Annotated in this window: 25 protein-coding genes; 13 read left to right on the top strand and 12 right to left on the bottom strand. The window is 50.5% G+C overall.

Features of this window, described 5'->3' with window-relative positions; translation table 11 throughout:
• Positions 1-32: 32 nt before the first annotated feature.
• Positions 33-1,526, bottom strand: coding sequence for a glycerol kinase GlpK (gene glpK / locus IPP66_11035; protein MBK9925814.1), 1,494 nt, complete (start codon positions 1,524-1,526; stop codon positions 33-35).
• A gap of 135 nt (positions 1,527-1,661) precedes the next feature.
• On the opposite strand from glpK, the gene IPP66_11030 reads away from it, so the two are divergent.
• The 5 genes from IPP66_11030 to arsB all read left to right on the top strand — a co-directional run bounded on the left by IPP66_11030 (position 1,662) and on the right by arsB (position 5,007).
• Entirely contained in the window at positions 1,662-2,051 is a 390-nt protein-coding gene (locus IPP66_11030; protein ID MBK9925813.1) for a helix-turn-helix transcriptional regulator, read from the top strand.
• Between the two features lie 3 nt (positions 2,052-2,054).
• A complete protein-coding gene (locus IPP66_11025) occupies positions 2,055-3,101 on the top strand; it encodes a permease (GenBank protein MBK9925812.1) in 1,047 nt (348 codons plus the stop codon).
• 62 nt (positions 3,102-3,163) lie between these two features.
• Positions 3,164-3,415 (top strand): TM0996/MTH895 family glutaredoxin-like protein, encoded by a 252-nt coding sequence (locus tag IPP66_11020; protein MBK9925811.1) that lies wholly within the window; start codon positions 3,164-3,166, stop codon positions 3,413-3,415.
• A gap of 76 nt (positions 3,416-3,491) precedes the next feature.
• Positions 3,492-3,905: an arsenate reductase ArsC gene (locus tag IPP66_11015; GenBank protein ID MBK9925810.1), complete on the top strand. Its 414-nt coding sequence runs from the start codon at positions 3,492-3,494 to the stop codon at positions 3,903-3,905.
• A gap of 13 nt (positions 3,906-3,918) precedes the next feature.
• Positions 3,919-5,007, top strand: a complete 1,089-nt coding sequence (arsB, locus tag IPP66_11010; protein MBK9925809.1) for an ACR3 family arsenite efflux transporter — start codon at positions 3,919-3,921, stop codon at positions 5,005-5,007.
• A gap of 88 nt (positions 5,008-5,095) precedes the next feature.
• Here arsB and IPP66_11005 read toward each other — a convergent pair whose 3' ends face one another.
• Complete coding sequence (locus tag IPP66_11005) at positions 5,096-5,920, bottom strand: MIP family channel protein (protein ID MBK9925808.1); 825 nt, start codon at positions 5,918-5,920, stop codon at positions 5,096-5,098.
• A gap of 194 nt (positions 5,921-6,114) precedes the next feature.
• Complete coding sequence (gene katG, locus IPP66_11000; GenBank protein ID MBK9925807.1) at positions 6,115-8,379, bottom strand: catalase/peroxidase HPI; 2,265 nt, start codon at positions 8,377-8,379, stop codon at positions 6,115-6,117.
• A gap of 136 nt (positions 8,380-8,515) precedes the next feature.
• Between katG and IPP66_10995 the strand changes: the two genes are divergently transcribed.
• Positions 8,516-9,400 (top strand): LysR family transcriptional regulator, encoded by an 885-nt coding sequence (locus tag IPP66_10995; GenBank protein ID MBK9925806.1) that lies wholly within the window; start codon positions 8,516-8,518, stop codon positions 9,398-9,400.
• Here IPP66_10995 and IPP66_10990 read toward each other — a convergent pair whose 3' ends face one another.
• Positions 9,401-10,306, bottom strand: coding sequence for a methionyl-tRNA formyltransferase (locus IPP66_10990; protein ID MBK9925805.1), 906 nt, complete (start codon positions 10,304-10,306; stop codon positions 9,401-9,403).
• 120 nt (positions 10,307-10,426) lie between these two features.
• Between IPP66_10990 and IPP66_10985 the strand changes: the two genes are divergently transcribed.
• Together IPP66_10985 and IPP66_10980 are read left to right on the top strand one after the other, a co-directional pair.
• Positions 10,427-10,726 (top strand): hypothetical protein, encoded by a 300-nt coding sequence (locus IPP66_10985; protein ID MBK9925804.1) that lies wholly within the window; start codon positions 10,427-10,429, stop codon positions 10,724-10,726.
• Between the two features lie 73 nt (positions 10,727-10,799).
• Positions 10,800-11,531, top strand: coding sequence for a DUF4013 domain-containing protein (locus IPP66_10980; protein MBK9925803.1), 732 nt, complete (start codon positions 10,800-10,802; stop codon positions 11,529-11,531).
• An 88-nt stretch (positions 11,532-11,619) separates the two neighbouring features.
• On the opposite strand, the gene IPP66_10975 is transcribed toward IPP66_10980, so the two are convergent.
• The gene (locus IPP66_10975; protein ID MBK9925802.1) at positions 11,620-12,885 is read right to left on the bottom strand and encodes a GAF domain-containing sensor histidine kinase; all 1,266 of its coding nucleotides are present in this window, start codon (positions 12,883-12,885) and stop codon (positions 11,620-11,622) included.
• Between the two features lie 179 nt (positions 12,886-13,064).
• Between IPP66_10975 and IPP66_10970 the strand changes: the two genes are divergently transcribed.
• From IPP66_10970 to IPP66_10950, 5 genes are all read left to right on the top strand, one after another.
• Positions 13,065-14,150, top strand: coding sequence for an inositol-3-phosphate synthase (locus IPP66_10970; protein ID MBK9925801.1), 1,086 nt, complete (start codon positions 13,065-13,067; stop codon positions 14,148-14,150).
• Positions 14,151-14,280: 130 nt separating this feature from the next.
• Positions 14,281-15,435, top strand: coding sequence for a polysaccharide deacetylase family protein (locus IPP66_10965; protein ID MBK9925800.1), 1,155 nt, complete (start codon positions 14,281-14,283; stop codon positions 15,433-15,435).
• Between the two features lie 149 nt (positions 15,436-15,584).
• The gene (locus IPP66_10960) at positions 15,585-17,873 is read left to right on the top strand and encodes a hypothetical protein (protein ID MBK9925799.1); all 2,289 of its coding nucleotides are present in this window, start codon (positions 15,585-15,587) and stop codon (positions 17,871-17,873) included.
• A 42-nt stretch (positions 17,874-17,915) separates the two neighbouring features.
• Positions 17,916-18,968, top strand: coding sequence for a hypothetical protein (locus IPP66_10955; protein ID MBK9925798.1), 1,053 nt, complete (start codon positions 17,916-17,918; stop codon positions 18,966-18,968).
• A gap of 2 nt (positions 18,969-18,970) precedes the next feature.
• Complete coding sequence (locus IPP66_10950; GenBank protein ID MBK9925797.1) at positions 18,971-19,966, top strand: hypothetical protein; 996 nt, start codon at positions 18,971-18,973, stop codon at positions 19,964-19,966.
• 167 nt (positions 19,967-20,133) lie between these two features.
• Here the strand turns inward: IPP66_10950 and IPP66_10945 are convergent, their stop codons facing one another.
• The 7 genes from IPP66_10945 to IPP66_10915 form a co-directional block, all read right to left on the bottom strand.
• Positions 20,134-20,661, bottom strand: a complete 528-nt coding sequence (locus tag IPP66_10945; protein MBK9925796.1) for a CbrC family protein — start codon at positions 20,659-20,661, stop codon at positions 20,134-20,136.
• A gap of 186 nt (positions 20,662-20,847) precedes the next feature.
• Positions 20,848-21,912 carry a PD40 domain-containing protein gene (locus IPP66_10940; protein MBK9925795.1) on the bottom strand — a complete coding sequence of 355 codons (1,065 nt, stop codon included), beginning with the start codon at positions 21,910-21,912 and terminating at the stop codon, positions 20,848-20,850.
• Positions 21,913-21,941: 29 nt separating this feature from the next.
• Positions 21,942-23,153 carry a DUF1501 domain-containing protein gene (locus tag IPP66_10935; GenBank protein MBK9925794.1) on the bottom strand — a complete coding sequence of 404 codons (1,212 nt, stop codon included), beginning with the start codon at positions 23,151-23,153 and terminating at the stop codon, positions 21,942-21,944.
• 140 nt (positions 23,154-23,293) lie between these two features.
• Positions 23,294-24,775 carry a DUF1800 family protein gene (locus IPP66_10930; protein ID MBK9925793.1) on the bottom strand — a complete coding sequence of 494 codons (1,482 nt, stop codon included), beginning with the start codon at positions 24,773-24,775 and terminating at the stop codon, positions 23,294-23,296.
• A 36-nt stretch (positions 24,776-24,811) separates the two neighbouring features.
• The gene (locus IPP66_10925) at positions 24,812-25,336 is read right to left on the bottom strand and encodes a hypothetical protein (protein MBK9925792.1); all 525 of its coding nucleotides are present in this window, start codon (positions 25,334-25,336) and stop codon (positions 24,812-24,814) included.
• A gap of 143 nt (positions 25,337-25,479) precedes the next feature.
• Positions 25,480-25,632 carry a Flp family type IVb pilin gene (locus tag IPP66_10920; GenBank protein MBK9925791.1) on the bottom strand — a complete coding sequence of 51 codons (153 nt, stop codon included), beginning with the start codon at positions 25,630-25,632 and terminating at the stop codon, positions 25,480-25,482.
• 179 nt (positions 25,633-25,811) lie between these two features.
• The gene (locus IPP66_10915; GenBank protein ID MBK9925790.1) at positions 25,812-26,312 is read right to left on the bottom strand and encodes a hypothetical protein; all 501 of its coding nucleotides are present in this window, start codon (positions 26,310-26,312) and stop codon (positions 25,812-25,814) included.
• Positions 26,313-26,316 lie beyond the last annotated feature (4 nt).

Raw genomic sequence — 26,316 nt, 5'->3', positions numbered from 1 at the left:
GGCGGCGAGGACGCCGCTGAGAGCATGGCTTATTATTCAACCCAATCGAACGTCCTTGTGACTGCCTTTTTCCAGCCTGAGTATAACTTCTTTCGCAATTCTTCGCTCATGGCCGGGCGCCACTCTTTGTCCCTGCCCCAGTTCGAGCGCAGTTCATCATAATCCTGCCAAAAGCCCACAGCCAGCCCCGCCGCGTAGGCCGCACCAAGCGCCGTTGTCTCTGCCACCTTCGGGCGGATGACCGGCACGTCCAGCACATCGGCTTGGAACTGCATGAGCAATTCGTTGAACACCATTCCCCCATCCACTTTGAGCGCGGTCAACTTCACACCCGAGTCTGTCTCCATAGCATCCAATACTTCACGCGTCTGATATGCCGTCGCTTCGAGCGCGGCACGTGCGATATGCCCCTTGTTGACGTAACGAGTCATCCCGACGATCGCGCCCCGCGCATCAGACTTCCAATACGGAGCGAACAATCCGCTAAAGGCTGGGACAAAATAGATTCCGCCGCTATCCTCCACTGACTGAGCCAACGCTTCCACCTCCGCCGACGATTGGATCAGCCCCAAGTTATCTCTCAGCCACTGGATCAAAGCTCCCGTGATCGCAATGGAACCTTCCAACGCATACACGGCTGGCGCGTTACCGATCTTGTATCCCATCGTTGTCAGCAATCCCGATTTCGAAGGGACAGGTTTTTCACCGGTGTTCAACAGCATGAAGCAACCCGTACCATACGTGTTCTTCGCCTCGCCGGGATTGAAACAGGTTTGACCAAACAATGCGGCATGTTGATCGCCGAGGTTGCCTGCAACAGGTACATTTTGTAGGGAAGGGCAGCTGCCCTTCCCTACCGAGCCATAAATCTCCGAAGAAGATTTGATCTTCGGCAACACCGCACGCGGAATATCGAGGATGCCTAATATCTCATCGTCCCATTCCAATGTGTTGATATTCATCAACATCGTACGTGAGGCATTCGTCACATCCGTGATGTACTCACCAGTGAGATTCCAGATCAGCCAAGTGTCAATTGTGCCGAATAACAAGTCTCCGTTTTCGGCTTTAGCGCATGCACCGTCCACGTTATCGAGAATCCATTTCAGCTTGGGGCCAGAAAAATAGGTTGCCAGAGGCAGGCCGGTCTTAAGTCTGAAGCGGTCTTGTCCTCCATCTTTAGCCAATTCATTGATGATGGTGTCCGTCCGCGTATCCTGCCAGACAATTGCATTATAGATCGGCTTGCCGGTCTGCTTATCCCACACAACCGTTGTCTCGCGTTGATTCGTGATCCCAATCGCAACAATATCCTTGGAAGAAACACCGCTTTTCTCCAACGCCCCATTCATCACTTCAAGGGTCCGCTCGGAGATCTCAAGCGCATCGTGCTCCACCCAACCGGGCTTCGGATAAATTTGCTGGTGTTCCCTTTGGTCAACGGCAATCACATTTCCCCCATGATCGAAGATCATGCAACGAGTGCTGGTCGTACCCTGGTCTATCGCGGCGACGTATTTTGACATATGCACCTTCCAACGATTTTTTCAATTGTATAACAAAACCACGCTGATGTTTCGGGAGATTCAGCAATTTATACAGTGACATTCGTTATATTCACATTTTCGAATGTGTCGTATAATACATTCAGGTTTATGAATATGAAAAGACAATCCATCACTCAAATTTCCGAACAGATCGCCGCACCGCTCACCGCCATTGCCTCACCGCAACGCATCGCCATTTTACTTTTGATCGGCAAGGGCGAAGCCTGCGTTTGTCATCTTGAAGCATCACTTGGATGGCGTCAGGCTTACATCTCTCAACATCTGATGGCACTCCGCAAAGCGGACATCCTGCAAGACCGGCGTGAAGGCCGTTACATTTTCTACAGCCTGAAAGACGCCTCGCTTCTAGACCTTATCACTGCCTCAGCTACCCTAAGCGGACTCTCGGCTGAATCTGTCTCTGCCCTCATCAATACGCAGGTCAATCCTTCATGCGAGTGTCCGCAGTGTGTGCCCGCGCTTATTCCTGTTACGAGTCTATAACCCATGACCACACTTCCATCTTCTTCCCTGCCCCACACTCATAGACGTTTATACGGCATGCTTGCGATTGCCATCCTTGCATGGTTTGTTGCATACAACATGATTCAACCTCTAGCAGATTGGATCTCCTATTCCGCATTGGGTCTGGCACGTGATTCGCGTTTCGGTGAATCACTGGCATTCTTTCTTTACGATGTGCCCAAGATTTTGCTTTTGCTTTCAGGGATGGTCTTTGCGATCTCCATCGTCCGCACGTTCTTCAGCCCCGAAAGAACGCGCGCCCTGCTCGGCGGGAAGCGTGAAGGCATTGGCAATATTTTCGCCGCATTGCTTGGCATTGTCACTCCGTTTTGCTCATGTTCTGCCGTGCCACTTTTCATAGGCTTTGTAGAATCAGGCATCCCACTTGGCGTGACATTCTCCTTCCTCATCGCCGCGCCAACCATTAACGAAGTCGCCATCATTCTGTTGTTTGGTCTCTTCGGCTGGAAAGTGGCGGGACTCTATATCACTTCTGGATTGATCGTTGCCATCGTTGCGGGTTTCATCATTGGGCGGCTGAAAATGGAAAAGTATGTGGAAGACTTCGTTTGGAAAATCCAACATACAGCAAATTTGACGGAAGAAAAATTAACCTGGGCTGACCGTATCGAACGCGCCTGGGAATCGGTGAAGGAAATCGTTGGCAAGGTCTGGTTATATGTCGTGATCGGCATTGCTGTCGGCGCAGGGATCCACGGGTACGTGCCCGAGGATGCTCTCGCTTCGATATTGGGCAAACAGGCTTGGTGGTCGGTCCCTGCGGCGGTATTGATCGGCATCCCACTCTATTCCAACGCAGCAGGCATTGTCCCCATCGTGGGTACACTGATCGAAAAAGGCGCATCGGTTGGAACAGCGCTGGCCTTCATGATGTCTGTCATCGGTTTGAGCCTGCCCGAGGCTGTCATTTTGAAACGTGTCTTGAAAACGCCCTTACTCGTCACGTTCTTTGCGGTGATCGCAGTGGCGATCATTCTCACAGGCTATATGTTCAACTGGGTTCTATAAAACATAGACCCTAAAGGTTTTTGAAACCTTTAGGGTCTTATCGAGAAGATAAAAGGAGAAAAATGTTAACTATCAAAGTACTAGGTTCAGGCTGTGCAAACTGCAAACGATTGGAGCAGATCGCTCACAAAGTTGTTTCTGACATGGGCATCGAAGCGGAGGTCATCAAAGTGACCGAGTATCCAGACATCATGGCATACAACATCATGTCCACGCCTGGGTTGGTCGTCAATGAAAAAGTCGTTTCCTCGGGGCGCATCCCCACGCCCGCTGAAGTTACAACATGGCTGACAAACGCAGTAGCGACTGCGTAATCATTAACAAGACAATAACACAGCATTCTCTCGCTCTCCATAAAATTATCACACACTACAAAGTTTGGAGATCACCATGAAAAAAGTTTTATTTTTATGCACAGGGAATTCCTGCCGCTCGCAAATGGCAGAGGCGATCATCAATGCCCGGCTGGGCGATACATGGCAAGCCGTCAGCGCAGGAACAAAACCTGCAGGCTACGTCCACCCTAAGGCGTTGGAAGCGCTATCAGAAATCGGGATCCAGCACACGGGTAGTTCGAAGCGTGTTGACGAATTCAAAAGCGTGGATTTCAACCTCGTAGTCACGGTCTGTGATTCGGCGGCTGAGGAATGTCCCATCTGGCTCGGGCAGGGAAAACGTGTCCATCACAGTTTCCCCGATCCCGCAAAAGCTGAAGGCACAGAGGAAGAGATCATGAGCGTCTTTCGATCTGTGCGAGATGATATTGAAAAAGAGATGACTCAATTGCTCAAAATGTATTCTTGAAATGGAGGCTGGTATGTCACAGGAAAAAAGCACGACCAAAAAACTTTCAACCCTGGATCGTTATTTGACCTTGTGGATATTTCTCGCAATGGCATTAGGTGTGGGGATAGGTTTTCTGTTCCCTCAAGCCGTTGCGGATTTTAATAGAGCGGTTTCGGTTGGCACAACGAACATTCCGATTGCGATCGGTTTGATCCTGATGATGTATCCGCCGCTGGCCAAGGTTCGTTACGATGAGTTAGGCGATGTGTTCCGCAACTGGAAAATTCTCGGCCTCTCGCTGGTGCAAAACTGGGTGATCGGCCCCATTTTGATGTTCGTTCTTGCCATTATCTTCTTGCGCGGCTACCCCGAATACATGACCGGACTTATTCTCATCGGCCTCGCACGTTGCATTGCGATGGTCATCGTGTGGAATGAACTTGCAAAAGGTGATAACGAATACGCGGCAGGATTGGTGGCCTTCAACAGCATCTTTCAGGTTCTGTTCTACAGCGTTTATGCGTATGTGTTCATTACTGTTCTGCCCACATGGTTCGGCATGACCGGCAACATCGTGGATATCACCATCAGCGAAATCGCGAAAAGTGTATTCATCTATTTGGGCATCCCATTCATCGCAGGTTTTCTGACGCGCTATTTCCTTGTCCGCGCAAAGGGCAAGGATTGGTATCACAAGGTCTTCGTTCCCAAGATCAGCCCGCTGACGTTGATCGCTTTACTCTTCACCATCGTTGTTATGTTCTCGCTCAAGGGTGATGTGATCGTGGAACTGCCATTGGATGTTGTCCGCATTGCCATTCCACTTTTGATCTACTTCGTGGTGATGTTCCTCGTTTCGTTCTTCATGGGGCGCTCTGTCGGAGCCGATTATTCCAAAACCACCACCCTATCCTTCACAGCGGCAAGCAACAACTTTGAACTTGCCATCGCTGTAGCTGTGGCAGTCTTTGGGATTAACTCCGGCGCGGCTTTTGCGGCAGTCATCGGTCCACTGATCGAAGTCCCTGTGATGATCGGACTGGTGAACGTGGCCTTCTACTTACAGAAAAAATATTTCAAAGGCATCGGCTCTTCCTCAGAGACGCTTGCTTCAGCGTAACAAGCTTGTCTACCAAGTGAAGCTTTAGTCTAATAAAGCAAAAAGTCCCCACCAAATTGGCGGGGACTTTTTTATTCGAAGTTCTATCTTAGCTCTTTGTGGGCTTACGCGCCGCAAGCTTACGAACAGGCTTTTCGACCACTTCTTCTTCAACAACGATCTCTTCCACTTCCAATTCTTCATCTTCTTCGTCTTCCAGGTCTGCGCTGGTCACAAACTCATACTTGAAGAGTTGATAGAGAAGCACGGCCAAGACCGAGCCAATGAACGGTCCCACGAAATAGATCAAGTAGAACATGGGGTTCTGGAAATCGGGCGTGCCTGCTGTAACAGCAGATGTGAAGATCGCCGGGCCAAACGAACGCGCCGGGTTCAAGGAAGCACCCGTCAACGGACCACCAGCCATAATGGCAATTGTGTAGGTTAGGCCAATCGCAATACCAGCGACCTGATTTGGCTTGCCATCAACGGTTGTGTGCAAAACTGTGTTGACAAGGAAGAAGGTCAACAGTGCTTCAAGCCCCAAAGCGTAATAGGCATACTCAGTGCTAAGCACACCATTGGTCGCCATGCCAGATGCAAGGTCCGCATTGATGAGGGTGATAAACATTTTCAACAAAAAGGCCGCAAGAACTGCACCGGCAAATTGGGCAACCCAATATACAACGGCTTCCAACCACTTGATCGTCCCATTGATGGCAAGGCCCAAAGTAACGGCTGGGTTAATGTGTGCCCCTGAAATATGACCATACGTATACACAAGCGCGGCCAGAATAAACCCGTGAGCCAACGCGATCCCCAATAAACCCATCCCCAAAGAACTCACCGTACTATAGATACCAGCGGCCGCGCCGATAAACACCAGCGTGAATGTGCCGATAAACTCTGCCACGAACACTTTCGGATTAAACATATTGTCTCCTATGGATTTTGATTACAGCCCTTAAACCCCAAACATGATCGAATCGGTACGCCAACCACACATCGGCCGAAAAGAACTTCTGGTTCACGGATTTCTTCATTTGCTTAAAAAAATCGAGGCTGTGCCTGAATTACACAGCCCCGATTGTACATCAAATTGACTTGAAGCTAAGATTTATTCAACGATTAGGCAATGTCGAAACGGTCAAGGTTCATAACCTTATTCCACGCCGCCACGAAGTCACGTACAAACTTTTCCTTGTTGTCATCCTGTGCATAGACTTCGGCAAGAGCACGCAGTTGTGAGTTGGAGCCGAAGACCAAGTCCACGCGAGTGCCGGTCCATTTGACTTCGCCGGTCTTGCGGTCGTGAGCATTGAATGTATCGGCGGCTTCCGATGTGGGATGCCAGACAACGCCCATATCGGTCAAGTTGACGAAGAAATCGTTTGTCAATTTGCCAACCTGTTTGGTGAACACACCATTTTGTGAACCGCCAACATTGGCACCAAGCACACGCAGACCGCCAACAAGCACGGTCATTTCGGGAGCGCTCAGGGTCAGCAACTGGGCCTTATCCACCAACATTTCTTCAGCAGAAACTGTGAAGGTGGTCTTCTGGTAGTTGCGGAAACCATCCGCTTCAGGCTCGAGCACGGCGAAAGATTCCACGTCGGTTTGTGATTGTGTTGTATCGGCACGGCCCGGTGTGAAAGGCACATTCACTGTATATCCAGCATCCTTGGCGGCCGCTTCAACCGCCGCACAACCACCTAGCACGATCAAGTCAGCGAGAGAAACTTTCTTACCATCAGATTGTGCGCTGTTGAATTCTGTATGGATGCGCTCCAATGTCGTAAGCACCTTTGCCAATTGTGCGGGCTGGTTGACTTCCCAATCCTTTTGCGGGGCAAGGCGGATGCGAGCGCCATTAGCACCACCGCGCTTGTCCGATCCGCGGAAGGTGGATGCAGAGGCCCAGGCTGTAGAAACAAGCTCGGATATGGAAAGACCCGAAGCCAGGATCTCCTTCTTCAAAGCAGCGATACCCTTTGCATCAATCAACTTGTAATCGACCGCAGGAATGGGATCCTGCCAGATCAAATCTTCCTTCGGGACTTCCGGTCCGAGATAACGGACTTTGGGACCCATGTCGCGGTGTGTCAGTTTGAACCAAGCGCGAGCAAAGGCATCTGCAAACGCCTCGGGATTCTGGTGGAAGCGGCGAGCAATCGGCTCATAGATCGGGTCAAAGCGCAAAGACAAGTCAGCCGTGGTCATCATCGGCGCATGCTTCTTCGATGGGTCATGCGCGTCGGGGATCATATGTTCGGGCTTGCAGTTCTTTGCCTGCCACTGTTGCGCACCCGCCGGGCTTTTGACCAATTCCCATTCGTAACCAAAGAGCATGTCGAAGTAACCCATGTCCCATTGAGTGGGATTGGGTTTCCATGCACCTTCGATGCCACTGGTAGTGGTGTGGACGCCTACGCCAGTTCCCAATTTATTCTTCCAACCCAACCCCATTTCTTCGAGTGGAGCGGCTTCAGGTTCGGGGCCAACAAGTTTCGGATCGCCTGCGCCGTGTGCTTTGCCGAAGGTATGTCCACCGGCGACAAGCGCAACGGTTTCTTCATCGTTCATCGCCATGCGGGCAAAAGTCTCGCGGACATCACGGCCTGAAGCAACCGGGTCGGGGTTGCCATCCGGGCCTTCGGGATTGACATAGATCAAGCCCATTTGCACGGCTGCCAATGGATTCTCCAGATTGCGGCTATGAATCTTCCCGTCCGCAGTATCGTCTGTCACGAGCACCGCGTCATCCTTTTCAACGCCGTCAGAACCGTGGGCATAGCGAATATCGCCACCCAGCCATTTGTCTTCACTACCCCAATAGATATCTTCCTCGGGTTGCCAGATGTCGGCACGTCCCCCACCAAAGCCAAAGGTCTTAAAACCCATCGACTCCAATGCTACGTTGCCTGCAAGAATCATCAAGTCTGCCCATGAGAGCTTGTTGCCATATTTTTGTTTGATGGGCCAAAGGAGACGGCGTGCTTTGTCGAGGCTGACGTTATCAGGCCAACTATTGACCGGTGCAAACCGCTGGTTGCCCGTTCCGCCACCACCGCGACCATCTGCGGTGCGATACGTACCGGCACTGTGCCAAGCCATGCGGATCATCAAACCACCGTAATGACCCCAGTCCGCGGGCCACCACTCTTGCGAGTCGGTCATCAGTTGCGCCAAGTCTTTCTTGACCGCGGCCAGATTGAGCTTCTTGAATTCTTTTGCGTAATCAAAATCAGGATCCATTGGATTGGAGGCAGGCGCGTGTTGGTGCAAAATATTCAAGTTCAGTTGATTGGGCCACCAATCACGGTTAGACGTTCCCCGGCTGGCAGAGGTCATACCAACGTGGGCAACAGGACATTTGTTTTCTTCGCTCATTGTTATTCTCCTTGTAGTGATTGAAACATAGTAGATATGTGAAATATTCTGAATTCATTGTATAACTTTGATTTATAGATGTAAAATATAGGATACCTATACAGACCATAGACAGAAACTATACCAATAAAATCACATGGAAATCCACCAACTCACTTACTTTGTCGCTGTCGCTGAAACGGGAAGTTTTAGTCGCGCCGCTGAACGATGCAACATCACCCAACCATCCCTCAGCCAACAGATCATGAAATTGGAACAGGAATTGGGTGAAGCCCTTTTTGAACGTCTCCCCCGTAAAGTGGTATTGACTGATGCAGGCCGAATTTTATTGCCGCGAGCAATCACTATCCTTGGAGATCTTCAAAACATTAAACACACCCTCAACCAAAATATGGATGCAGGTCATGGCCTGCTCCATGTTGGCTTTATTCCCACCATTGCGCCATTTGTTTTACCACGCGTGATCAAGCGTTTCAGTCAGGAATATCCAAACGCACATCTCACTGTGCAAGAAGATCTCACCGAAGCCCTTGTACGTGATCTTGTCGATGGGAAACTGGACGTTGGCATCACCAGCACGCCCATTCATAACAAGTTGATCCGCACACAAGAATTACATACTGAGCCGCTTCTGGTTGCATCCTCCCGCAAAAACGACATCATCACTCGCGCATCCATTCGTGTGAAAGAATTGGATAATTTTCCGTTTATCGCGTTGAGTGAGATGCACTGTCTCGGTGAACAGATACAATCCTTTTGTCACTTACAAGGGCTGGAATTAAAGGTCGTGTGCGACACATCGCAACTGACCACCGTGCAAAATTGTGTTGCGCTGGGGCTGGGTGTTTCACTTGTTCCGCGCGCACTAGCCGTCAGCGATACGTCCAACCGCATCACCTACCGAACTTTGAGTGACACCTCGCCACAAAGAAAGATCGCGGCCGCAACTCGCGCAGATAGAACACCTTCTTTTCTTGCTCAAAAGCTCATCGAGATGGTGCGCGAAGAATACCCCGCATAATCACGCCCAATTTCTCGCACCCGCTAAAAACGACTTTCCATTCATAGGCTTCTTTCCGGCAGGCTGTACTTCATCGAGGACGAGAATACCGCCTCTTGCTCCAACAGCAGGCTGATTCTGCACAATTAACCTTTGCCCCTCCTCAGCTTTTCCCTCATCAACATGCGCACGGTGGACCTTCAACACTGCCCCATCAAAATCCATGAACGCGCCCGGCCACGGATTAAACGCACGCACACGTCGCTCCAATGCGTGGGCATCATCCGTGAAATCGAGTTTGCCCTCTTCTTTTTTCATCATGGGGGCGTAAGTTGCACCCTCTTCGGGTTGAGAGACAGGTTGAAGCTTGCCAGATAAATAATCAGGCAGAGTTTCGAGGAGCAAATCCGCTCCCAGAGTAGATAAGGCTTGGAAGGCTGAACCAGCTGTATGGTCAGGAGTGAGGCGGATGGATCGTTTAGAGAGCATCGGGCCGGTGTCGAGTCCCACATCCATTTTCATGATGGTGATGCCCGTCTCTTCATCCCCAGCAAGTATGGCGGCATTGATGGGTGCCGCGCCACGCCAGCGAGGCAACAAAGATGCATGGATATTGATACACCCAAAGCGCGGCAATTCCAAAACATCCTTGCGAAGGATCTGCCCAAACGCCGCAACAACAATAAGATCAGGAGCCCATGCACGTAATTGTTCCATGGCTTCAGGCTGTTTGAGTTTTTCAGGTTGCATGATGGGAAGGCCAAGTTCTTGTGCAAGGACTTTAACAGGCGGCGCTTTCAATTCACGTCCACGCCCTGAGGCACGGTCTGGTTGTGTAACAACACCTACAACATCATATGTGTTTGCCAACCCTCGCAGGGTGGCCAATGAAAAATCTGGTGAACCCATGAATACTATTTTTGTCATATGGGTATTTTACCAGTAGGAATGAAGTAACCCCACACTACTCAATAATTTGGTTGATTTTTGCCCTATTTGGTTGTACAATACTTGAAATCTAAAAACAATATCAATTCGGAGGAACTCATGTCTAACGCACCTATGATGGATGTTACAAGTGATGATAAGTTGTTTGCTGCTCTTTCGTACGCACTTTCACCCCTAATGCCCATCATCATTCTATTAATGGCTGATAAAAAGGATCGCCCCTTTATCAAGGCCCACAACGCACAGGCTCTTGTCCTTGGCATCATCACAATCGTTACATCCACGTTCTGTGTCGGTATTCTCGTCTGGTTCTATCAACTGTATTGCGCTTACAAAGCCTATCAAGGTGAGTTGATCGAGATCCCGCTTATTTCAAACTTGGTCAAAAGCCAGAGTTAATTAGAAAAATATCTTTGAAGGGCTACTGTATAGTAGCCCTTTCTTTTTGCATTTTCAGATACAGGAAGAATTCATGAACATCGGTAAAGCTTTTTCTTTTCCGTTTGACGATAAACAGTGGATCAGCAAACTTGGGTTGGGCGCCTTAATCACCATGGTGCCGATCCTGAACTTTGCATGGACCGGTTACATGGTGCAGTTACTCCGCAACGTGATGAACAATCAACAGGAGCCTTTGCCAACCTGGGAGAACATCGATAAAAAATTCATGGATGGTCTTATTTTGGGGTTGGCTGGCTTGGTGTATTCCCTACCCATCCTGATCGTGATCTGCCTGCCCTTAAGTATTATGGTGATCCCAGCTCTGATGGCTGGTAATGGAGACATGCAGGATATCGCAAACACGATCGCTGGTGCAGGGAGTGTTTTGTTGGTCTGCCTATCATGTATGTTTGCTTTATACGGGCTGGCTCTTTCCGTGATCTACCCCGGCATTATGATCGTCTTTTCCCGTGAAGGGACATTTGCTTCGTGCTTCAAACTTCGCGAAGTGTTCAACCTCATCGGCAGGAACACAGGTTCCTTTTTCACGGCTTGGGGTGTTAGCCTCGCGGCAGGGTTCGGAGTCGGATTAGTGGCAGGGTTTGCTCAAGTAATCCTCAACATCATCCCTTGCATCGGTCAACTCGCATCGTTTATATTGACCGTTGGCATCGTGGCATATACATCCGCTATTTACGCACATTTGTTTGGCCAATTTGGCATGAGTGTAAACCATCAAGGTCAGATACCAATGCCCAGCTAAACTGGCGGAATGCTCAAACTCTAAAAATAAAAATCACCCCCGATGTAATTTTCGAGGGTGATTTTGTTTTAAGTTTAATGACAAGGGTCTATTGAACGAACGGCCCAGTTGAAACAACAGGCTTTACTTCACTTTCCACCGGCAGAAGGAATGTAAAAGTACTTCCCTTTCCTTCTTCGCTTTCAACCCAAATACGTCCACCGTGTAGTTCGATCATGGAGCGCGCAACGGAAAGTCCCAGCCCCATGCCTCCATGCTTGCGTGTGAGGTGACCTTCCACCTGGAAGAAACGGTCGAACAATTTCGGCAAGTCTTTGGCAGGGACGCCAATACCATTATCGATCACAGCAACTTTCACGTACCCCGAATCTTCTTCCACCAAAACATGAACGCGTCCACCCTCATCTGTGAATTGGATGGCATTCTTTACAAGGTTACTCAAAGCAATATTGATCTTGACCCCATCCGCTTCAACGTAATAGGGCGAATCACCGAGTTCTTTCGTAATGGTAATGTTTCTGGCCTTAGCCTCGTCCTGAAACGTTAGTACAACATCTTCCACGATCTTCGCCAGTGAAATTCTGCGGCTACGAACACGCGCAACACCAGTCTGCATATTATCCACATCCGAGAGATTCTCAACGATATCCTTCAAACGTGTGGCATTCTTGATGATCGTATTCAATTGGCCTTCATGTTCCTGCCCGACTAGTTCCTTCAGGAATGTCGCATGACCGAGGATCAAGCCAAGGGGTGTGCGAAGCTCGTGAGAAGCGATCGCTATAAAGTCCGTTTTGAGGCGTTCGAGTTCGGCTAATTCAATTCGCGCGGACCGAACTTTCCTTTCCAAATTCACATTACGCATGGCCTGCGCCGCAAGTGCTCCTAGTGAAGCAAGGATAGTCAGGTCTTCTTCGGTATAATGAGCATTGTCCCTTTTATTGAGCGCTTCCAAAACACCCACGGTCTGGCCTCGCACAATGAGAGGCACTGCCGCAAGGGACTGGGTTTCGTGCTTCGTAACACGATCCACCACCTTGAAGTGACGTTGATCCGCTTTGGTATCTTGAATGATCAATGGCTGTTGTTTACTGAATACCCAACCAGCTACACTTCCCTCCAGCGGCACGCCCATGGGACGAAGCACATCACGGTCAAACCAAATAGTCGAGAGGAAGCGCAGTTCATTCGTCTCATCGTCATACTCGAGAATGGACGCGAGTTCACTCTCCGTCATCTCGGTGGCTTCAGTAATGATCGTTTGCAAAAAGGATTCGAGGTCGGGTGCAGTCGTCAAACCCCGAACTACTTCCAGCAAACGTTCCAAATGATCAATACGTTCGTTGGTTGACATCAGATGCATTATACAACATGGAACATCGTATCCAAATAGGCAATTTGAAGGAGTGGTTTAGTCACGCAGCCCACGGAGAAAAACTCAAAGGCTCAGTGGTCTCTGTGGCTAAATCAAATTCTGCAACAGTGGGTTAAACCCATCATTCAGCAACCATAAACAAGGAGAACTTCAAGAAAATGGCAAATAAAAAAGTACGTGTTGCGATCATCGGCGTGGGGAACTGCGCATCATCGCTTGTGCAGGGAGTGCAATTCTACAAGAACGCAAAAAAGGATGACATCATCCCCGGCATCATGCACACCCAACTCGCTGATTACCATGTGAAGGATATTGAATTCACTCTGGGTATAGACATCAATGCAACCAAGGTTGGCAAAGATCTTTCTGAAGCTATCTTCGCCGAACCTAATAACACCTATAAATTCGCAGATGTCCCTCGCCTCAACGTACCCGTCGTGCGCGGCATGACCCACGATGGACTCGGCAAGTACCTTTCCGAAGTGATTGAAAAGGCGCCCGGCTCAACAGCTGATATCGTCAAACTGCTCAAAGACACTAAGACCGATGTGGTCGTCAACTTCCTGCCCGTTGGTTCTGAGATGGCAACCAAATGGTACGTGGAGCAGATCATCGAGGCAGGTTGTGCGTTCGTCAATGGCATTCCCGTTTTCATCGCATCCTCTGAATATTGGGGCAAACGCTTCGCTGACGCTGGACTGCCCATCCTCGGCGATGATATCAAGAGCCAAGTCGGTGCTACTATTTTGCATCGTCAACTTGCCACACTGTTCGTGGATCGCGGCGTCAAGATCGACCGCACCTACCAGCTCAACTTCGGCGGCAACACAGACTTCCTCAACATGCTCGAACGCGAACGCCTCGAGAGCAAGAAGATTTCCAAGACCAACGCCGTCACCAGTATGATTCCCTACGAGATCGACCCGAGCAATGTACACGTCGGCCCCAGCGATCACGTACCCTGGCTCACCGACCGCAAGTGGGCCTACATCCGCATGGAAGGCACCACCTTCGGCAATGTTCCCCTCAACATGGAAGTCAAACTCGAAGTGTGGGATAGCCCCAACTCTGCAGGCGTGATGATCGATGCCATCCGCTGTGCCAAACTTGCGCTTGACCGCGAGCTGGCTGGTCCCATCGTCGGCCCATCCTCCTACTTCTTCAAGACCCCACCCAAACAATTCCGTGATGAAGTCTGCCACCAAAAGGTGGAAGACTTTATCTCTGGCAAAAGCGAAGAATAAATAATATGAAACTCCGTCATTGCGAGGAGGGCGTAGCCCGACGAAGCAATCTCACCATCATGTTGGGGATTGATTCGTAGCGCCAAGGCGCCACTCGCAATGACGGGTTTTGTTTTTAATTTAAACTCATATGACTAAACGCCTCATCCTTAACCTCAGCCTGCTCCTCATTCTATTGGCCTCGTGCGCCCCTGCGCCTGCCGCCGCACCCACCATCGACATCAGCGCCTTTTCCACACAGGCCTACCAGACTGCACTCGCTACACTTCAACCCACAGGGACGCCCGTCCCCACCGAGACACCCGTCCCATCATCGACAGCCGTCCGCACACCGCCTGCGTTACCGGCAGGGTATGTATCAAATAAACTTAACCCGCTCGATACGCCGCACACGTACATCACAGACACCTGCCAATATCTCCGTGACAAATGGAGTTCGACCAACGCTGCCCCCGGCACGATCGTCATGGTTGTGATGTTGCACGGCATCAAGCAAAGTGCATCCGATGTCACTGCCAACGACATCACCGCCGAAGATTTCGGCCACATGATGAACGATCTGCACGATCAAGGCTTCGAAGCCATCAACGCTACACAACTGGCAGATTTCGTCGACCACAACGCCAAGATCCCCAGCCGTTCCGTGCTTCTCATTCAAGACGACCGCCGTACAGCCCAAAACTTCAATGAACATTTCAGACCCTATCACGACAAGTGGGGCTGGCCTGTCGTCAACGCATGGATCAGCTGGGATGATTCCATTCGCGCGCTGAACCTGCAAGACAACGTCGCCCTCGAAACCGAAGGCTGGGTCGACCATCAGTCACATGGCTACGTTCACAACATCAACATGAGCGACGAATCCACTGACGAATTCATCAAAGGCGAATTCGAAGGTTCTCTCAACGACTTAAAAACGAACTTCAACAAAACACCGGTTGCCATCATCTGGCCAGGCGGTGGGTTTGGTGCTCGCCCCGTGCAGATCGCGCGCGAATACGGTTACCGTCTTGGTTTTACCGTCAACCCACGTGGGCCCGTCATGTACAACTGGATTCCGCTCGCAGACCAGGACGACCCCAATCGTCCTGCATATCAAGCCGAAGGGTATGTCAACGACCCGCGTATGGTCATTCCGCGCTATTGGCCGTATCAAGTCCAATCTGAGCTTGATGCTGTACGCAATATCGGTAAGGAAGCCGCGGCCTACGCTGAGCAGAACAAAGCCACCGAGTTGGAATACTACGATATCGTCTGTGCGCCAACTTTAGGCGCAATGCCATAAGCCTCTCCGTGCTGAACATACGCTTCGACTTCGCTCTTTCCCAAAGTTCTTCCGTCCTGAGCGGAGAGTTGAGCGGTTGTTGCGAAACCCGCAGTCGAAGGACGCTCCGCTCAGAGCGGAAAGGCTGGGGGATGTATACTTAACTCCAGATGGACCACCAACCCTACATCCCAGGGACAAAGCCAGCGGACCCAGGTCCGCTTTCGCGCTATACGCCGCCTCTTGAGGAAGGTGTTGTCGCACGCTGGCTCCCGCCTCACGCCTCGACTTCAAGCTGGCTCCTCGACCCATTCGGATTCTCCCCCCGGCTGACCCTCGAGGCCGCGCGCGCAGGGTATCGTGTACTGGTGACGGTCAACAACCCGATCACACGCTTCATGCTTGAGATGTCGGCCAATCCCCCATCGGAAGCGGATTTCAAAGCTGCACTCGCTGATCTGGCCGTCGTCAAAAAAGGGGACGAACGGCTTCAGGCGCATCTTCAATCTTTGTATCTCACACCATGTGAAAAATGCGAACAAGACATACAAGCTGAAGCATTTCTCTGGCGCAAAGGCGAGGATGCGCCGTATGCCCGTGTGTACAAGTGTCCGCATTGCGAGGATGCGGGCGAACGCGTGACCACACAGGTTGACATTGACCGCGCAAAAAAGATCAAAGCGACAGACGGCCTGCATCGTTCACGCGCATTTGAACGTGTTGTAGCACTCGATGACGAAGACCGCATCTATGCAGAAGAAGCCATCGAACATTATTTACCGAGGCCATTGTATTTCCTCACAACAGTCATCAACCGTCTCGATGGTTTGACTCTCGCAACTGAACGAAGGCGTGCCTTGACCGCAATGATTCTGCTGGCCTGTGACGCGGGCAACACACTGTGGGGACATCCATCTGAGAGGCCGCGGCCCAAGCAACTCAACATTCCAAGCCAATTTCGCGAGCATAATTTATGGATGATGCTGGAGCGTGGATTAAGTCTTTGGACGGAAACAGGTTCAGGCGTCGTAGTGGAAGCGTGGCCGAAGAAGATCCCAGAGAGCGGCGGCATCTGCATTTACGAAGGTCGTCTCAAAGATCTGGCACACGAAGTCAAAAAAGAGATTCCTATTGCGGCAGTGATCGGTTCGGTGCCGCGTCCGAATCAAGCGTTTTGGACATTGTCCGCTTTGTGGGCGGGGTGGCTGTGGGGGCGCGAGGCAGTGGAACCGTTCAAGGTGGCATTGCGTCGTAGACGGTATGATTGGGCATGGAACGCGACCGCATTGAATGCCGCATTCGCTCACTTGTTTGAATTGCTCCCACTGGGTACGCCGTTCTTTGGCTTACTGCCCGAAGCCGAACCCGCATTTTTGACCTCTGCATTGACCGCCGCCAGTGCGGCTGGCTTTGATCTGACATCGCTTGCATTGCGCACGGAATATGATCCAATCCAACTCATATGGAAGCGCGGCGAACATTTGAAACGCGAGACGAACATCCCCAACGTGGACTCTGTACGCGAAGCTATTCACATGCATTTGACCGAACGTGGCGAACCCGCCAGCTATCTGCATGTGCATGCGGCGGGGCTGATCGCGTTGACCGAGACTCATGCGTTGAAGAAAAAGGAACAGGAATTCGACGAGGCCTTGCGAACAACACAATCTGTTATTCAAAGTGCACTAGCGGACGATGAGCGATTTGTTCATTACTCTACCGGCGAGAATGTGGATACAGGGATGTGGGGTCTCGCATCTCGTCCTGAGCGGAGCGGAGCGAAGTCGAAGGACGCTCAGGACGATTCGTTATCAGATCAAATCGAAGTAGCCATCGTCACATTCTTGCAAAAGAATCCCGATAGCATTTATCTCGAGATCGAAGATGATTTGTACCCGCGTTTCCCAGGGTTGATGACACCTTCAAAGGGAATGATCTATGCGATCTTGAATTCCTATGCAGAAAAAAGCGGAGCCTCATGGCGGTTGCGCCCCGAAGATGTCGCCAATGCGCGGCGCAATGAGCTCATTACGATCACGGCCATGCTCCATGCTGTTGGAAAACGCCTGCAATATGAAACACGCAAACAGGATAAAAATTATCTTTGGGAGTATCCATCTGCTCAAGGCGGCGTCCTCGCCGCCGGGGACGGCGGCTCAAGCAAAGTGGCACACGCATTTTGCATCCTTGCATCAGCATTGATCGGGCGTGCGATCAACGAAACACCTTACCCGGCAGAGCAAACGATCATTGTCATCCCCGGCGGACGTGCAGGGTTGATCCAATACAAGGCACAACGTGACCCGTCGCTGGCGGCACGTATGAAAAGCTATCAGCTTGTAAAATATCGTTTGTTGCGGACCCTGTTCGAGGTCCCAGTGTTGACGCGCGAAACGTTCGAAGAACAGATCGCCAGCGACCCGCTTGAAAAATCCAAATCACAGATGATCATGTTTTGATCCATCACTGGGCATTTAAACCCCGCCCTGGTAGAAAATCCCATGTATAAAAAAACAATTCTTGGTATATCCATTCTTTTATTACTCACATCCTGCGTGCATATCGCTGTAGAAGATATGCCCACGCCCACAGGGCCGCAATTTGTCACGGCCACTTTGCCACCAACCCAACAAGAACCGTCTGTGGCCACATCAATCCCGTTGACAGAGACTCCTGACGCATCCATCACAACCACACCGGTGGAAACGCCATTGGCCAACGGAACAACGTGCAAAGATAGCGCCGTGCTGATGCAAGATGTAACCGTGCCCGATAATACGTTGATGACGCGCGGAGAAATGTTCACGAAAACGTGGCGCTTCGCGAACACAGGCAAATGCAATTGGGGCGGCTACACCATCGCATTTTCAGCGGGTGACCGAATGGATGCGCCCGATACCGCACCCGTTCCGCAAACCGCATCAGGCCAGACCGTGGATGTATCTGTGGAACTCACTGCCCCATCGGCAGATGGAAGTTACACAGGATATTTCGAGTTAAGGAACGCGAACGGCCAGGCACTTGCCATCGGCACAGAAAAAACATTTTGGGTGAAGATATTGATCGGCATCGCCGCTCCAACCAACGTTATAGTTATTGCCACCTCTCCCAACAACACGCCCGTTTCAAAGCCTTCAGGCCCCAAGAGTTGCACATACACCACCAGTGCATCATATCAAACTGAAATTGCCAATCTCATCAACACTGCCCGCACGCAAAACGGATTGCCTGCCCTCGCGATCAACGCACAACTCGCGTCCGCCGCACAAGGCCACAGCATCGATATGGCTTGCCATGGTTTACTCAGCCACACAGGCTCCGATGGATCGTCTGTTAATCAACGCGTGGTCGCTGCAGGGTATGCTCCCTCCTATTCCGAAGAGATCATCTACGGAAGTGGCTTTCCACAAACTGCGTTCGATTGGTGGATGAACGATAAAATCCATCGTGACGCGATCTTGAATCCGAACATCAGCGAGATGGGCGTTGGATATGCCTACGTGGCCGATACGGCGTACGGCGGTTATTACACTGTAGATTTTGGAAGACCTTAACCATGAAAAAACACATCACTCTCTTTATTACTCTTGTTTTACTTTTGACATCCTGCGTGGACGTTTCATCGCAACAACAGGGCACAGCTACACCAGCCGCGCCTCTTTTTGTGACCTCGACCCTGCCTCCGACCAAACAAGCCTTAACCATCCCGACGGATGTTCCGCCCACCGCCACAGCGACGTTGGATCCCTCTGTAACGCGAACTCCTGATCCCGCCTCCAACTGCAGGGACAGTGCGGCCCTCGTCGAAGATGTGACATACCCTGATAACGCAATTGTGCCCACGGGTGAAACTTTCACCAAAATATGGAAATTACAAAACAATGGCAATTGCAAATGGACAGGGTACACCGTCGCATTCGTTGACGGTGACCGAATGGCTTCCCCCGATTCTGTGCCCGTCCCTGAAACAGACAAGGGCAACCCTGTGGAAGTTTCAGTGGATCTAACTGCCCCGTCCATCGACGGGACATATCATGGAAATTTTGAATTACGGAATGCAGATGGGAAAACCGTGCCTGTGGGAAACGAATCCGTTTTCTGGGTGCAGATCACTGTGGGTTCATCGCAGGCTGGGCAGGTTGGCAACTGTGTGTACACAACGAACAGCAGTTATGTTCAACAGTTGATCGATCTGATCAACAAAGCCCGTGCAGATGTAGGTCGCGCCGAATTGACGGTCAATGATAAGTTAATGAGCGCCGCACAAGCACACAGCCTCGATATGGCCTGTAAAGACTTTCTCAAGCACAGCGGCTCCGATGGCTCGTGGACAGGGGACCGCCTGACCAAAGCAGGTTATACCAATCCGTATTACCTTGAACTGCTCGCCATCGGTCTGCCGGGCGATGCGATCAACCAATGGAAGATACACCCAAAACTCGAATGGGAGCTGGTCATTAACTCGCGTGTCACTGAGATCGGCGTGGGATATGTCTATAACAAATTCAGCTCGTACGGCGGCTATTGGACTGTGGATATGGGCGGGCCGTAAGAGGAATCTTGTTGTGTCAACCAACTGCTCAACGGTTTGCGTTACCCGCGTGTGGGCGGGCGTGGACAATGCTTGAGATGTAGAAAAAACCCGAAGCCAGAAAAATGCCTGTAAATCGCGCAGACTCCCACACGTCGGGTGCACGCTGTGTTAGCCGCTTTTTGCCATTAAAGATAATCCATTGTATATAAAATCTCATTGCAGTGGAGGCATTTAAACTTATAAAACGCTGGACTTTCTTTTGGCTGGTAATCTTTGGCAATCTCTTTCATAACTTCCTCATTGAGGTCTTCCCAGCGGATGACTTTAACATGTTCATTTGCAATTCTTAATACATCATCCTTTGATGCATCACCCAAGAAGGCACATGCGTCTTTACAGTGGGATAGCCAAAATTCTGGTTGCCATGTGACATATCCTGGAGTCCTTGTTGTAACTTCAAGGATGATGTCGTTGGAAATTCCTGCTTGCTCTAAAGCAAAACTTTCAGAAAAAGTAGCATCAAATTTTTTGGCGGCACTCCCGTCCGCAATACACCAAGGGCAAATTTTGTTATCAAGATCTTCTTCGGCATAAACATTGGATATATAAATATAACCTTTACTTTGCTCGCAACAGTGGCACATCGCATTGCTTTCAATTATTGAGCCAGTGGCAAGTGGATCAGGATGATACTTAAATATTGGCAAATCCATTTTATTCCTTTGGAGATTTACTTGGACAAAATTTCAGAGAAAGCGGCTAACTATAGTTTATACAGCATGCTGTATAAACCCCCAAATTGGGATGTTATACAGCCTGTGGGCTGTATAACATCTTATATCTTCCATAACTGCATTATACGCAACTTTATCCAGCAGTCCAATTGCTGAATAAACATCTTAATTCCCCCACCTCGGTTGCCAATCTGAAATGGAGGTGTTCGTCAGGCGCGTGAGGCCTGTTCCATCGGGATGGATGATGTAGATCTCGTTGTTGCCGTCGCGATAAGACGTGAACGCAATCCAATTGCCATCAGGTGACCACGAAGGGCCGAGGTTATCGCCTCCGTTCGTGAGTTGGACGAGGCCCGTACCGTCAATGTTGATGACGTAAATGTTGTGGTCACCGGCGGGACCACGATAGAAAGCTAGTTTTGTTCCATCGGGAGAGAAGGTACTGCGCCCGCCCATGTTGTCGAGGTTCGTCACCTGACGGATGTTCGTCCCGTCCGCGTCCATGACGAAGAGTTGACGGTCTCCTGCACGCGAGGAAGCGAACGCGATCATCGAACCATCGAGAGACCATGTCGGGTCAATATCATCACGGTTCGTGAGGGCATGAGGGTTCTTCCCATCGGGGCGCATCAACCAAAGTCCGTTGCCCTGATTGGTGAAGAGAATCCACTCACCGTTTGGGGAAAGTTCAGGCGCGTATAAACTGCCGATGTCGTTGGTCAATCGTTGTGCTTCTCCCCCATCCACTGAGATGGAATAAATTTCAAATCCACCATCCTGCTTCGATGAAAAGTAAACCGTGCTTCCATCCGGTGAAATGGATGGATAAAAGGCCGTGGCCTTGAAGTCCGTGAGTTGCACACGGTTCGTCCCGTCCGCGCTCATGAGGCAGATCTGGTCAATTTGTTTGATGTAACAGGCGAAGGCGATCTTGCCAACAGGAGGTATGTCACCGAACGAGCCGGGGATGGGAGATGGAATCGGCGTGAGGGAAAATGTCTCTGCGAGGGGCGTTGGCCCAACAGGTTCTGTGACTTGAAAAATGAAGATGGGCGTGGGAGTTATCAGAGAGGCCGAATCAACTGTCGGGTCGGGGGGCATCGTCCCCGCAGGGGAAGGCGAGACGCGTAAGTTGCCCACGATGTAGGCGAAGTATCCAACCCCGAGGCACGCGAGCGCAAGTCCACATCCCAATCCACCAAATAAAAATTTGGTGTTCGAAGATTGCATCGAGAAGATCCCGATGCAATTGTATTCGATTATCCGCTGAGCACATTCACGGGCTTGGTTTGATAATTCGAAAAAATAGAATCGATGGCGGGATTGTTCAAACGCTTCGTCAGGATTTCGGAGAGGACATCGCGATAATCGGTCGTGACCGCGAGGTCGCCGGGACCAACCAATTGGCCTTCGCCCAATCCAGGCCATTGGCCGTGGACTTTGTCACCGTCCACGTGACCTCCCATGACCATCATCATGCTTCCGTGTCCGTGGTCGGTGCCCAAACTTCCATTCTCCGAGGCGCGCCGCCCAAACTCAGACATCGTGACAATCGTCAGTTGGCTCATATATTCCTGCATATCGGCATGGAAGGCGGCCATGCCATCGGCGAGGTCTTTCATCAAGTTGGGCATCTGCCCATTGACCGAACCTTGAGCGAAATGCGTATCCCATCCACCCACATCGATGGCAGAGACTTCGAGTCCCACTTCCGCTTTGATGAGCATGGCAGTTTGTTTGAGCGCAAGTCCAAATTCCGAATCGGGATAGGCAACTTTCGATTGATAATTCACAGGGTCAAGTTGTTGTAACGTATCCATAATGGATAACGTGTCCTGTCCCATCACGTCACCTTCATAGACCGTGCTCAACGCGGCGCGCATTTGTTGTAAGGCACGTGCATCGCCACCGAGGTGAAAGTCCGTGATGGAGCGCAAAGCCGAAACAGGGACTGACCCGCTCAAACTCCTCTGCGGACGAGTCCCCATCCCTACCGCGCGCAATGGCGACGAGTTACCTGTATCCAACGTGGCGAGGTGACGGCCGATCCAACCCGAGGCGGGCCCGCGTTCATCGTCCACGCCACGTTCCATCAACTCCATTGCCTTGAAGTGGCTACGCGACTCATCTGGTGCACCGCAGGCATGGATGATGGCAAGCTGCTGCGAGATCCATGCATCGGTCAACGCAGACATGCTCGGATGGAATCCAAAGAATCCATCCAGGTCCAAAGCTCTTTCTTCTTTTTTCCTTTTTGAATCATCTGGTCTTGGCACACCAAGTGACGGACGTAAACGATAATACGCATCCTCGCCATGCGGCACGACCATGTTCAACACGTCCGCGGCGCCGCGTAGGAAAATGACAACTAATGTATCGCCACGCGGTGCGGAGTTGCGAGGTACGAATGCAAGGCGTGGCATCCAGGATTTATTTGGGATCTGATGAAGTACGGGTAAGGTTTGTAACATGGTATCTCCAAAATCATCTCGTCACACCTGCACCCACCGCAGGTGCGGTGTTGCGAGGAGCGAACGGTAGTGAGTGACGAAGCAATCTCGGCCTAACTTAACGGCGCTTCGACTTCGCTACGCTCCGATCAGCGCGGAAACTATCTCCATTGAAACGCAGGTGAAGCGATGAGACTCGCGGCGATGATCTGCAGAGTCTCTTCGGGGGTGGCGCCCGCTTTCGAAACCGAATCGATCAACTCGTCACGAGTGAAGCGTTCTAAAGGGGCACCCAAAAGCAATGAGGCCACTGCATCCACATCAGCTTGTAAACTGTCTGTTGGGACGACATCCAATAAAGCATTGAGATTATGCTTCGTGTTTTTCATCTCATTGCGAATCAATTCAAACGCAAATTGCCAACGCGGCATGAGATTTCCCTGCCAAGCCTCGCTGTGATCGGGATACCCATCGGGCGTGGGATGATTGAAATAGGACTGCCCCATCCGAAGCAGATGCTCATTGATCGCGGCGCCATCGGTCTCGGCATTAAGTGCTCGCAACGCAGACAAAGCAAAATTCGCGGGTCGTTTGTATTTCGGTTGCGCGAGCGGAAGACCGTCCAACAAAATAACACGCAACACAGATTGGATGTCACCATTCGTATCGAGAAATGTTTGTGCGGCTTTTTCGACAACTTGCTGAGGCGGCTCATCCGCGATGAAGCGACGAGTAAGTTTGGTTGCGATGAAATGCGCCGTGCTGGGATGTGTGACCAACTGCTCGATGACCTGCTCCGCTTCACTCTGACCCGACGGTTGGATCGTTCGCCCCAAAACATTTTTCACGCCTTGATCGTGGAGTTCCTCTTTGAAGGCAAAGTCACCGAGCCAGAAGTGCTCCTTGACCGTCCAACCCGTGAGACAACGCGCCAGCTCCATCACATCTTGTTGACTGTAACCGCCGTTGACGCTGAGCGTATGCAACTCCATGAGTTCGCGCGCATAATTTTCGTTGGGATGACTTTTCTCATTGGCTTGATTATCGAGATAGGTCAGCATCGCGGGCGAATGGGCAGACGCCCACACCAGATCACGGAAGTTACCCATCGCGTGCTTGCGGATCACTTCACGGTCGTCTACAGTTTTGAGGTAGAAGCAATTGCCTTTTTCCATGAAGATATTGAAGTGGTCACTCCAAAACTCGACTATCACTTCATACAGTTGACGCTTGCTATACAGTTGGCGTATCAATGTTGCCTGACGCAGTTCATTTGGCGCTTTATCGCGGTCATATCCATCAAACAACTGATTGCTGATGCCTTCAAGCTCGTTCGCATCCATATTGAGGGTCTTGAACGGATTGAGTAATAATTCGCAATCGAAATCGTTGATAGAATCAAATGCGAGTTGTTCCTCGATGTAGTTTTGAAGTCCGATCTCTGTAAAGCGGGCACGTTCTTCGACGCGTGGCCCAAAGGTGAGACGGTTGAGGGCAAGGAAGTCACTCGCTGTCAGTGGTGCCCAGGGAACGGTTGGGAGGTCACCAGCCAGCCTGCGGTACACAGGTGCGCAGGAGGAGAGCACTGCGCTGGCAGTGACGAGTGCGCCAAGTTTGAGGAAGTCACGTCGGGAGAGGGTCATTTTCTTACCACTAAGGACACAAAGAACACAAAAGATTTATGCTTGCGAGGGTGAAGTAGTTGCAGAAGCAATTTGAGATTTCTCTCGCGGCATCCAGTTGAGGAGGGCAAAGCCTGTCGCACCAAAGGCTGTGATAATGGCGATAGGCCAGAAGAAGAGCCAGCCGATGGCAGGGAGAAATGCGGCAAGCTCCAGCACAACTGCCCCACGGATGAAAGTACCGAGTGATGTCATGTCCTTGCTTGTGTTTTTTATCCGTTCGCCTAAATGCGCGGCAATGCCTGCTGCACCTACTGTGGAGAGCGCCAGCGAAACCGCAAGCAAGATCCACCCGAAGGCTTTAGCAGGGCCAAAGGGAAGTGCGAACAAAATAACAATGGGGATAGTCAATGCGATGACGATAACCAGCCCGAACCAGAATGTGCCAGACAGGGATTTCTCCACTCGTGTTTGTGCGCGCGAAATAAGATTTGGGAACAACAGCCACCATGCGGTCAGCATGGCAGGGAAGGCAATAGCGATGATCAAGAGGATGAAGAAGATGGCGGAAATATCGGCCACGGGAAATGTCCTTTCGTTTGGTTGATGTAAGGGATACAGAAACCAAACGAAAAAGTTGCAGTATTTTGTATTTGATCTAACGATGATATTAAACAAAAAGAACCGCATTTTATGCGGTTCTTTTTGTTTGAGAAATACGTCAATCAGACTCGAAGAGAATTATTGATGGAGCTGAAGGTGTTCCCAATCTTGGGGCCTAACAACCTCATCACAGCGATAACCACAATGGCTACCAAAGCGAGAATGATGGCATACTCAACCAAACCTTGTCCTTTTTCCTGGGGAGCGAATAACATAAAAATTTCCTTTCCTGAAAAAAATTACAGGCAAAGTCAAACAATTCATTCTTTCAGTTGCCTGTTTAATATAACTTTAATAAATTATATCAATAGGAAAAGGAACTCTATTTACAACATTGTTAGAAAACTAAAAATTACAAAATAGTTAGGCTGAGAATGTCATTTTCCAAGATGATCTACTGGTTTTTTTGAAAGAAACTCAAGATCACAGCGCCGAAACCTGTGAGCGCGACATATGGAAACAGCAGGAACCACCCCACAAATGGCAAGGCACAGGCAAAGGACAAAAGCACAGAGCCTGAAATGGTCCGCTTCAAGGCTTCAAATGTGGGAAACACTTTTTCACCCAAAACATTGACCATGCCCACCAAGCCAAAGCTCAAGACGGCAGTCAACAAACCCGCGAGGCCAATGGTGGGAACCAGTAGGATGGCTCGAATGACAGAGTCGACCCTGTTGGCATTCCCGTCTGTGATCGTGACCAGCACAAGCAGGATCACACCAAAGAATAAGAAATTAACAAAACCCACACCGAGGGAACGTCCTGGTATTTGATTGATAACCTGTCCCACTTTGGCTACACGAGATGGGAAAAGCGCACCCAAAGTAACAAAGTATGCCGCAAGGCTGACGGTGAGCAATAGAACGATCAAGAGTGTGCGAAAGATATCTGTCATGTGT

The sequence above is a fragment of the Candidatus Defluviilinea proxima genome (assembly GCA_016721115.1).
Lineage (GTDB): Bacteria > Chloroflexota > Anaerolineae > Anaerolineales > Villigracilaceae > Defluviilinea > Defluviilinea proxima.
The sequence above is the reverse complement of the archived record's forward strand: the minus strand, read 5'-3'. Positions and strand labels throughout refer to the sequence as shown.

What these genes read in the sequence shown, in the direction of transcription:
- IPP66_10945 (MBK9925796.1), bottom strand. Translation starts at nt 20,661, where the DNA reads ATGGATTTGCCAATATTTAAGTATCATCCTGATCCACTTGCCACTGGC.
- IPP66_10975 (MBK9925802.1), bottom strand. Translation starts at nt 12,885, where the DNA reads ATGTCAACCAACGAACGTATTGATCATTTGGAACGTTTGCTGGAAGTA.
- IPP66_10940 (MBK9925795.1), bottom strand. Translation starts at nt 21,912, where the DNA reads ATGCAATCTTCGAACACCAAATTTTTATTTGGTGGATTGGGATGTGGA.
- IPP66_10980 (MBK9925803.1), top strand. Translation starts at nt 10,800, where the DNA reads ATGAACATCGGTAAAGCTTTTTCTTTTCCGTTTGACGATAAACAGTGG.
- arsB (MBK9925809.1), top strand. Translation starts at nt 3,919, where the DNA reads ATGTCACAGGAAAAAAGCACGACCAAAAAACTTTCAACCCTGGATCGT.
- IPP66_10995 (MBK9925806.1), top strand. Translation starts at nt 8,516, where the DNA reads ATGGAAATCCACCAACTCACTTACTTTGTCGCTGTCGCTGAAACGGGA.
- glpK (MBK9925814.1), bottom strand. Translation starts at nt 1,526, where the DNA reads ATGTCAAAATACGTCGCCGCGATAGACCAGGGTACGACCAGCACTCGT.
- IPP66_10920 (MBK9925791.1), bottom strand. Translation starts at nt 25,632, where the DNA reads ATGTTATTCGCTCCCCAGGAAAAAGGACAAGGTTTGGTTGAGTATGCC.
- IPP66_10930 (MBK9925793.1), bottom strand. Translation starts at nt 24,775, where the DNA reads ATGACCCTCTCCCGACGTGACTTCCTCAAACTTGGCGCACTCGTCACT.
- IPP66_10985 (MBK9925804.1), top strand. Translation starts at nt 10,427, where the DNA reads ATGTCTAACGCACCTATGATGGATGTTACAAGTGATGATAAGTTGTTT.
- IPP66_10950 (MBK9925797.1), top strand. Translation starts at nt 18,971, where the DNA reads ATGAAAAAACACATCACTCTCTTTATTACTCTTGTTTTACTTTTGACA.
- IPP66_10960 (MBK9925799.1), top strand. Translation starts at nt 15,585, where the DNA reads ATGGACCACCAACCCTACATCCCAGGGACAAAGCCAGCGGACCCAGGT.
- IPP66_10915 (MBK9925790.1), bottom strand. Translation starts at nt 26,312, where the DNA reads ATGACAGATATCTTTCGCACACTCTTGATCGTTCTATTGCTCACCGTC.
- IPP66_11015 (MBK9925810.1), top strand. Translation starts at nt 3,492, where the DNA reads ATGAAAAAAGTTTTATTTTTATGCACAGGGAATTCCTGCCGCTCGCAA.
- IPP66_11020 (MBK9925811.1), top strand. Translation starts at nt 3,164, where the DNA reads ATGTTAACTATCAAAGTACTAGGTTCAGGCTGTGCAAACTGCAAACGA.
- IPP66_11005 (MBK9925808.1), bottom strand. Translation starts at nt 5,920, where the DNA reads ATGTTTAATCCGAAAGTGTTCGTGGCAGAGTTTATCGGCACATTCACG.
- IPP66_10970 (MBK9925801.1), top strand. Translation starts at nt 13,065, where the DNA reads ATGGCAAATAAAAAAGTACGTGTTGCGATCATCGGCGTGGGGAACTGC.
- IPP66_10990 (MBK9925805.1), bottom strand. Translation starts at nt 10,306, where the DNA reads ATGACAAAAATAGTATTCATGGGTTCACCAGATTTTTCATTGGCCACC.
- IPP66_11025 (MBK9925812.1), top strand. Translation starts at nt 2,055, where the DNA reads ATGACCACACTTCCATCTTCTTCCCTGCCCCACACTCATAGACGTTTA.
- IPP66_10965 (MBK9925800.1), top strand. Translation starts at nt 14,281, where the DNA reads ATGACTAAACGCCTCATCCTTAACCTCAGCCTGCTCCTCATTCTATTG.
- katG (MBK9925807.1), bottom strand. Translation starts at nt 8,379, where the DNA reads ATGAGCGAAGAAAACAAATGTCCTGTTGCCCACGTTGGTATGACCTCT.
- IPP66_11030 (MBK9925813.1), top strand. Translation starts at nt 1,662, where the DNA reads ATGAAAAGACAATCCATCACTCAAATTTCCGAACAGATCGCCGCACCG.
- IPP66_10955 (MBK9925798.1), top strand. Translation starts at nt 17,916, where the DNA reads ATGTATAAAAAAACAATTCTTGGTATATCCATTCTTTTATTACTCACA.
- IPP66_10935 (MBK9925794.1), bottom strand. Translation starts at nt 23,153, where the DNA reads ATGTTACAAACCTTACCCGTACTTCATCAGATCCCAAATAAATCCTGG.